This window comes from uncultured Treponema sp. (assembly GCF_946187725.1).
Lineage (GTDB): Bacteria > Spirochaetota > Spirochaetia > Treponematales > Treponemataceae > Treponema_D.
The window spans coordinates 23,595-29,698 of the sequence record NZ_CAMHSK010000036.1; the positions used below are offsets into that span (position 1 = coordinate 23,595).

Annotated in this window: 6 protein-coding genes and 2 tRNA genes; 2 read left to right on the top strand and 6 right to left on the bottom strand. The window is 42.2% G+C overall.

Features of this window, described 5'->3' with window-relative positions; genetic code table 11:
* The first annotated feature begins 1 nt into the window (after position 1).
* Entirely contained in the window at positions 2–1,111 is a 1,110-nt protein-coding gene (gene dxr, locus Q0Q74_RS11430; RefSeq protein ID WP_294430964.1) for a 1-deoxy-D-xylulose-5-phosphate reductoisomerase, read from the top strand.
* On the opposite strand, the gene Q0Q74_RS11435 is transcribed toward dxr, so the two are convergent.
* On the bottom strand, positions 1,100–1,810 hold the full coding sequence (locus tag Q0Q74_RS11435) for a TatD family hydrolase (protein ID WP_294430965.1): 711 nt from the start codon (positions 1,808–1,810) through the stop codon (positions 1,100–1,102). The genes dxr and Q0Q74_RS11435 overlap by 12 nt on opposite strands.
* Positions 1,811–2,071: 261 nt before the next feature.
* Between Q0Q74_RS11435 and Q0Q74_RS11440 the strand changes: the two genes are divergently transcribed.
* On the top strand, positions 2,072–2,290 hold the full coding sequence (locus Q0Q74_RS11440) for a hypothetical protein (protein ID WP_294430968.1): 219 nt from the start codon (positions 2,072–2,074) through the stop codon (positions 2,288–2,290).
* A 15-nt stretch (positions 2,291–2,305) separates the two neighbouring features.
* On the opposite strand, the gene miaA is transcribed toward Q0Q74_RS11440, so the two are convergent.
* From miaA to Q0Q74_RS11465, 5 genes are all read right to left on the bottom strand, one after another.
* Positions 2,306–3,268: a tRNA (adenosine(37)-N6)-dimethylallyltransferase MiaA gene (gene miaA, locus Q0Q74_RS11445; RefSeq protein ID WP_294430969.1), complete on the bottom strand. Its 963-nt coding sequence runs from the start codon at positions 3,266–3,268 to the stop codon at positions 2,306–2,308.
* Between the two features lie 44 nt (positions 3,269–3,312).
* Positions 3,313–4,584 carry a class I SAM-dependent rRNA methyltransferase gene (locus tag Q0Q74_RS11450; RefSeq protein WP_294430971.1) on the bottom strand — a complete coding sequence of 424 codons (1,272 nt, stop codon included), beginning with the start codon at positions 4,582–4,584 and terminating at the stop codon, positions 3,313–3,315.
* A gap of 92 nt (positions 4,585–4,676) precedes the next feature.
* A tRNA-Pro gene (locus Q0Q74_RS11455) sits at positions 4,677–4,749 on the bottom strand.
* A gap of 5 nt (positions 4,750–4,754) precedes the next feature.
* A tRNA-Val gene (locus tag Q0Q74_RS11460) sits at positions 4,755–4,827 on the bottom strand.
* An 87-nt stretch (positions 4,828–4,914) separates the two neighbouring features.
* Positions 4,915–6,104, bottom strand: a 1,190-nt coding sequence (locus tag Q0Q74_RS11465) for an ABC-F family ATP-binding cassette domain-containing protein (RefSeq protein WP_294430974.1), incomplete at its 5' end; no start/stop codon positions are given.

Sequence of the window (6,104 nt, forward strand, 5' to 3'; positions counted from 1 at the left end):
TATGAAAAGAGTCCTCGTACTAGGTGCAACCGGCTCTATCGGAAGTAGCACCGTTGATATTTTGCGTACGCAAAAAGACCGTTTTATTTGTTGCGGTCTTACAGCTAATTCAAAAAAGGATGAATTAGAGAAACTTTCACTTGAATTTAACTGCCCTTCTTCACTGACAAAACAGGAAGGTATTGAAGGTATTAAAAAGCTAATCGAAAAAACAAAACCTGATATTGTTGTCAACGGAATCGCAGGAAGTTCCGGTCTTGAACCAAGCATGATTGTTCTTGAAGCAGGAGTCGATCTCGCACTGGCTAACAAAGAAACTGTCGTTATGGCAGGGCCATTGATGTTTGAAGCAGCAAAACGCTCAGGTTCTAAAATTCTTCCTGTTGACTCAGAACATTCTGCAATCTTTACCCTCATAAATCAATGTGGCAAAGAAAATATCGATAAAATCATCATTACAGCAAGCGGCGGGCCGTTCCGCACCTTTTCGAGGGAAAAACTTGCATATGTGACTGTTTCTGACGCATTGAAACATCCAACATGGGATATGGGTGTAAAAATCACAATTGATTCAGCGACCTTGGGTAACAAGGGCCTTGAAGTAATCGAGGCAGTCCGTCTCTTTGATGTCAGTGCATCACAAGTTCAAGTTGTAGTTCACCCGCAAAGCATTATCCATTCACTTGTACGCACCAAAGACGGCATTGTTTACGGTCAATTCTCTGAACCAGACATGAAGCACCCGATTTTACAGGCTCTTGACTGGCCGAAAATTCTTTCATCCAGCATGAAGAGTTTCGATTTGACTGACACAGCAGACGGAACACGAACCTTGACATTTGAAAAACCGCGATTTGATGATTTTCCGATGCTCTCACTTGCCTTTGAATCGGCTGAAAAAAACGGCTCCTACCCGATTGTATTTAATGCTTCGAATGAGATTGCAGTACAGGCTTTTATTGACGGAAAAATCGGATTCTTGCAGATTCCTGAATGTGTTTCAAAAGTCCTTCACGAAACAGACTGGAGTGAAGCTCCAAGAGATTTAAAGGATGTTTATTCTGCTGACAGATTGGCCCGTGAAAAAGCAAAAGCCTTTCTAAACAGTTAAAAATACTTCGCTAAAATTCTCGTAAACTTTTTCGCAAAGTTCTTCTAATTGCACAGAACGAAGCCTGCTAGCTTCTTCATAAACAATCCTTATTTCAGCAGGGCTCGTTGCAATTTCACCTTTAAGAGTCTGATATGGTGCATCCGTTTCAAAAAGAAGATTTTCAATTGGAAGATTTTTCACGCAATCGATGGCACTTTTCTTTCCATTAATAATCGTTTTTCCAAAAGAAAAAAACGCTCTTAATCCATGATTTTTAAGCGATTCGGCTTCACGGACTGTGCCTGGAAAAGAATGGAACACAACAGCCGGAAGTTTTCTCAAATCTTTGGAATAGGTAAAAATTTTTTCAATGGATTTTCGTAAGTGAAGTACCATTGGGACATTGTATTTTTGTGACAGGTAAAGCTGTGCTTCAAATACGACACTCTGCTCATTTGCAGTGCTCTTGAATTCAGGGGTAAAAAAATCAAATCCGCACTCACCGATTGCGACAATTTTTTTCTCAGAAACAAGTGATTCAAGATAAGAGAAGTCAGCGTGAAAATTTTCTTTTAGATAAGCAGAATTTACTGACTGAGGGTGTATGCCGAAGCTCGCGAACGCGGTAGGGATAGTAGCAGCGGCGAAGCCGTTCTGTAGCGCACGAATGTGAGCGGAAGAATGAAACTGCGGATAGCCCGACGGAAAAGCTTGCAAAGTTTTTCCGGACCGCCCTAAAAACTCAAAATCTTCGGGTGAATGGCATGAAGAAACACAATAAAATTTGTCTTGTGAGAAATTGTGAAAATCGCTACAATGAGAAAGGTGTAAGTGGGAGTCAGAAAATATCATTTTTTTCAAAAAAAGCTAAAATTTATCTCCATTATACCGAAAATTAAAATGTAGGGCATCGCTTTTGCGGTGTTTTTCAGCAAAAATTAAAAGTTTATCCAGTTTTGGATTTAAGGGAGAAAAACCATGGGAACTTATACACTTAAAAGCATTGGAAGCACCTCAGATTACATGACTATCGTACGCGAAATGGATGACGGATATGTTGTCCGCATCGTACGCGACAAAGACGGCTATGATGATGTCACAACCGACTATATCAGCAAGGCACTTTTTGAAAGCTGTGTAAGAACCGGGTACCTTACAAAAGTTGCTGAAGCAGAAAAAATGGTCGTAAACGCATAGACATCAATACGCGTTTTATCTGGCAATATTTAGCTCCACGATTTTGCAGGCAGCCTGGAAGCGTTCTTCGACATCCATTGCTTGCGGGAGCCAGTGGATTTGAATGCCCTTTTTTTCCATGCAGCGGAACCAAGTTTCCTGGCGTTTGGCAAACTGACCGATTGCTATTTGGAGAAGGTCTTTCATTTCCTCTTTAGATTTATATTTTCCCTGGAGATAGTCGCTCACAAAGCGGTATTCGAGTCCCAGGGCTTCAAGGCGGGGCCATTCGGCTCCGTTTTCGTTTTTATGGGCGTGGAGGTTTTCTACTTCTTCGATTAAGCCCTCTTCCATGCGGTCATTCAACCGTTTTGCGATTCTCTCGCGCACAAGGGTACGGTCAAGAGTTGTTCCGATTACAAGAGGCTCTATTTGTGGCCGTGATGCCCTGATTTTTTCGCGCGCGATTCTGCATTCTTCTGAGATATTGAACCGATTGATTAGGATTGATTTTATGAGCCGCTCCCTGTCGCCGAATTCTGAAGTGTTGTGGAGCTTTTCTTTTTCGGCAGTGAGGATTTCTTCAAGCTCTTTGTCGCTTTTTTTCTCAAGTTCTTCTCGTTCGCCCGGTTTTTCAACAAAAGGAATCATGTCGTAGTGATGAAGGATTGAATCGACATACATGCCGGTTCCGCCAACGCAAATCGGAAGATGACCGCGGTTTGAAATATCGGAAAACGCCTTGTAAAAATCTTCCTGAAAATCGAAAAGATTATACTCACGGTTGAGGTCGCAAACATCGATGATATGATACGGAATTTGCTTGCCGTTGTAGGTGTAGTCCGCCAAGTCCTTGCCGCTTCCAATATCAAGACCCTTGTAAACCTGACGAGAATCTGCGCTGATAATTTCACCGTTGAACTTGTCGGCGAGCCGGACACCGATTGCGGTTTTGCCCACAGCGGTCGGTCCAATTACGAAAATACAATTATATGACACAGAGAAAATATACCACAGCCACCCGCATTTTTCAACAATTCCGTTTACACCACTCTACACACTGCGCATTTAAGGTACTCTGACTTTGGATAGCCGAGCAGAACCGGGTGGTCTGGGCCAGCACCGAATTTTGCAAGAATCTGGACGCGCTTTTTGCTATCTTCGGCAGCTTTCATTACCATGCCGTAGAAATGCTCTGAATCGAAGAAATATGAGCAGGAACAAGTTACGAGAATACCATTCGGATTCAAGAGCCTCATTGCACGCAGGTTGATTTCTTTGTAGCCGCCGTATGCTTTTTCAATATTTTTGGCAGTTTTAGTGAATGCTGGTGGATCGAGGATGATGAGGTCAAACTTCTCACCTGATTTTTCGTATTCTTTTAAGAGGTCGAAAACATCTGCACAGACGGCTGTCATTTTTCCTTCAGCCTTGTTCAATTCAATGTTTTTGTTAACGAGTTCTACTGCCTCTGGGGAAATGTCCACAGAAATAACTTCGCAAGCCCCGCCCTTCACTGCATTGAGACCGAATGCACCTGTGTGGGTAAATGTATCCAAAACCCGCTTACCTTTGCAAAGAGAGCCTACATAGCGTCGGTTGTCTTTTTGGTCGAGGAAGTAGCCTGTTTTCTGACCGTTTGCAAGGTCAACTTCAATCAAAACATCGTTCTCACGGATGACGATTTTTTCTTCGCGAACTTCGCCTTCCCAACAGCTGCGCAGAGAAAGTCCTTCCTTTTCACGGCTAGGAGCATCACTTTTTTCGTAAATTCCGTACGGCTTGATAATTTTTCGAAGCGCATGCAAAATCTCTTTTCGGAAAACTTCACAGCTCAAGGTTGAAAACTGAACTACAAGATAAACGCGGCTTTCAATATCAACATATCGTTCAACGATGAGTCCAGGGATAAAATCAGCTTCACCGTATACAAGGCGATATGAATCGCTTTCCGCGTAATGAAGACGGCGCAAATCGTAAGCAGATTGAATTCTTTCATTATAAAAAGCCTGTGCATCAGCCATAATCTGGTCAGCATGCTCGCTTCCAATCATGCGCACTGTGATTTTTGACTTTCGATTGATAACGCCACTTCCCAAAAATCCGCCAGCATTAGCAAAGACTTCAACAACGCTTCCATCTTCAACAACAGCCTCTTCAAGAGAAGCCTGCTTTACTCCAGAATCTGAATTAAATTTTACATGAGATATTTCATTATCAAAAACCCAGGGAAATCCCTGCTTGATTTCATTTTCTTCTTTTTTATTCAAAAACACTCTTGCGAACATGACATACCTCTTAAAAGAAAGATTCATTTTTTTTGCGGGATTTTATTTTTAGAAATAATTACAGAATAGAACCACAAAAAAATAAAACTGCTCCTTGAGAGAGCAGTTTTATCAGTAAGTCGGGATGACAGGATTCGAACCTGCGACATCTTGCTCCCAAAGCAAGCGCGCTACCAGCTGCGCTACATCCCGTTAATTGGGCAGTGAGAGACTCGAACTCCCGACAACCTGGGTGTAAACCAGGGGCTCTACCAACTGAGCTAACTGCCCGTGCATCTCTTTCAAAATGCTCTAGTATATTAGCAAAATCTAAATATTTATGCAATACCTTTTTATGAAAAAAATGCAAAATTTTTACTAAAATTTTATTTTTCTGTCAGTTCCTTCATAATACTGCTTGCGCAATTCTTTGATTGAAGGATCTGCCATATAATCATCAAACGGCATCATTCGGTCAATAACACCTTTTGGAGTAATTTCAATGATTCGGTTCGCGATTGTCTGAATGAACTCGTGGTCGTGGCTCGTAAAGAGAATTACACCTGGGAAGTTTACAAGTGCCTGGTTCAAGCTTTCGATTGCCTCAAGGTCGAGATGATTTGTCGGATCATCGAGAATCAAAACATTTGCATTCTGAAGCATCATTTTTGAAAGCATACAACGCACTTTCTCACCACCAGACAAGACCTTTACCTTTTTGAGAGATTCATCGCCACTGAAAAGCATTCGTCCAAGGAATCCACGGACATAAGCATCATCCTGTTCCTTTGAGAACTGCTTGAGCCATTCAGTGATGTTCATATCATTGTCAAAGTATTTGTTATTGTCACGGGCAAGGTATGTGTTGCTGGTAGTTTGCCCCCAGAAGAATTCACCTGATTCAGCTTTCTGCTCGCCTGCGATGATGTCGAAAAGAGCCGAAACTGCATTGTGCTCTACGCCAACGAAAGCAATTTTGTCTGTGCGGTTGACTTTAAGATCGAAGTCTTTGAGAAGCTGAATTCCATCTTCATCCTTTGCGTTAAGTTTGCGCACTTCAAGGACATTATTTCCGATTTCACGCTCTGTTTTGAATTGAACGAACGGGAATTTTCGGCTTGTAACCGGCAAATCTTCAAGCTCAAGCTTTTCCAAGACCTTTTTGCGGCTGGTTGCCTGTCGGCTCTTTGCAGCATTTGAAGCAAATCGCTGGATGAATTCTTTGAGATCTTTTGCCTTTTCCTCGTTCTTCTTTTTCTGATCTTTTGCCTGTTTCTGCAAGATTTGGCTCATCTGATACCAGAAGTCGTAGTTTCCGGCAAACTGAGTGATTTTTCCGAAGTCAATGTCGCAAGTAACCGTACATACCGTGTTAAGGAAGTGGCGGTCATGGCTGACTACGATGACAGTGTTTTCAAATTCAAGAAGGAAGTCTTCAAGCCAGTTGATTGACTCCAAATCAAGACCGTTCGTAGGTTCGTCGAGAAGGAGAATATCCGGGTTTCCAAAAAGAGCCTGTGCAAGAAGAACGCGAACCTTCTGGCTTTCATCAAGCTCGCTCATCATTT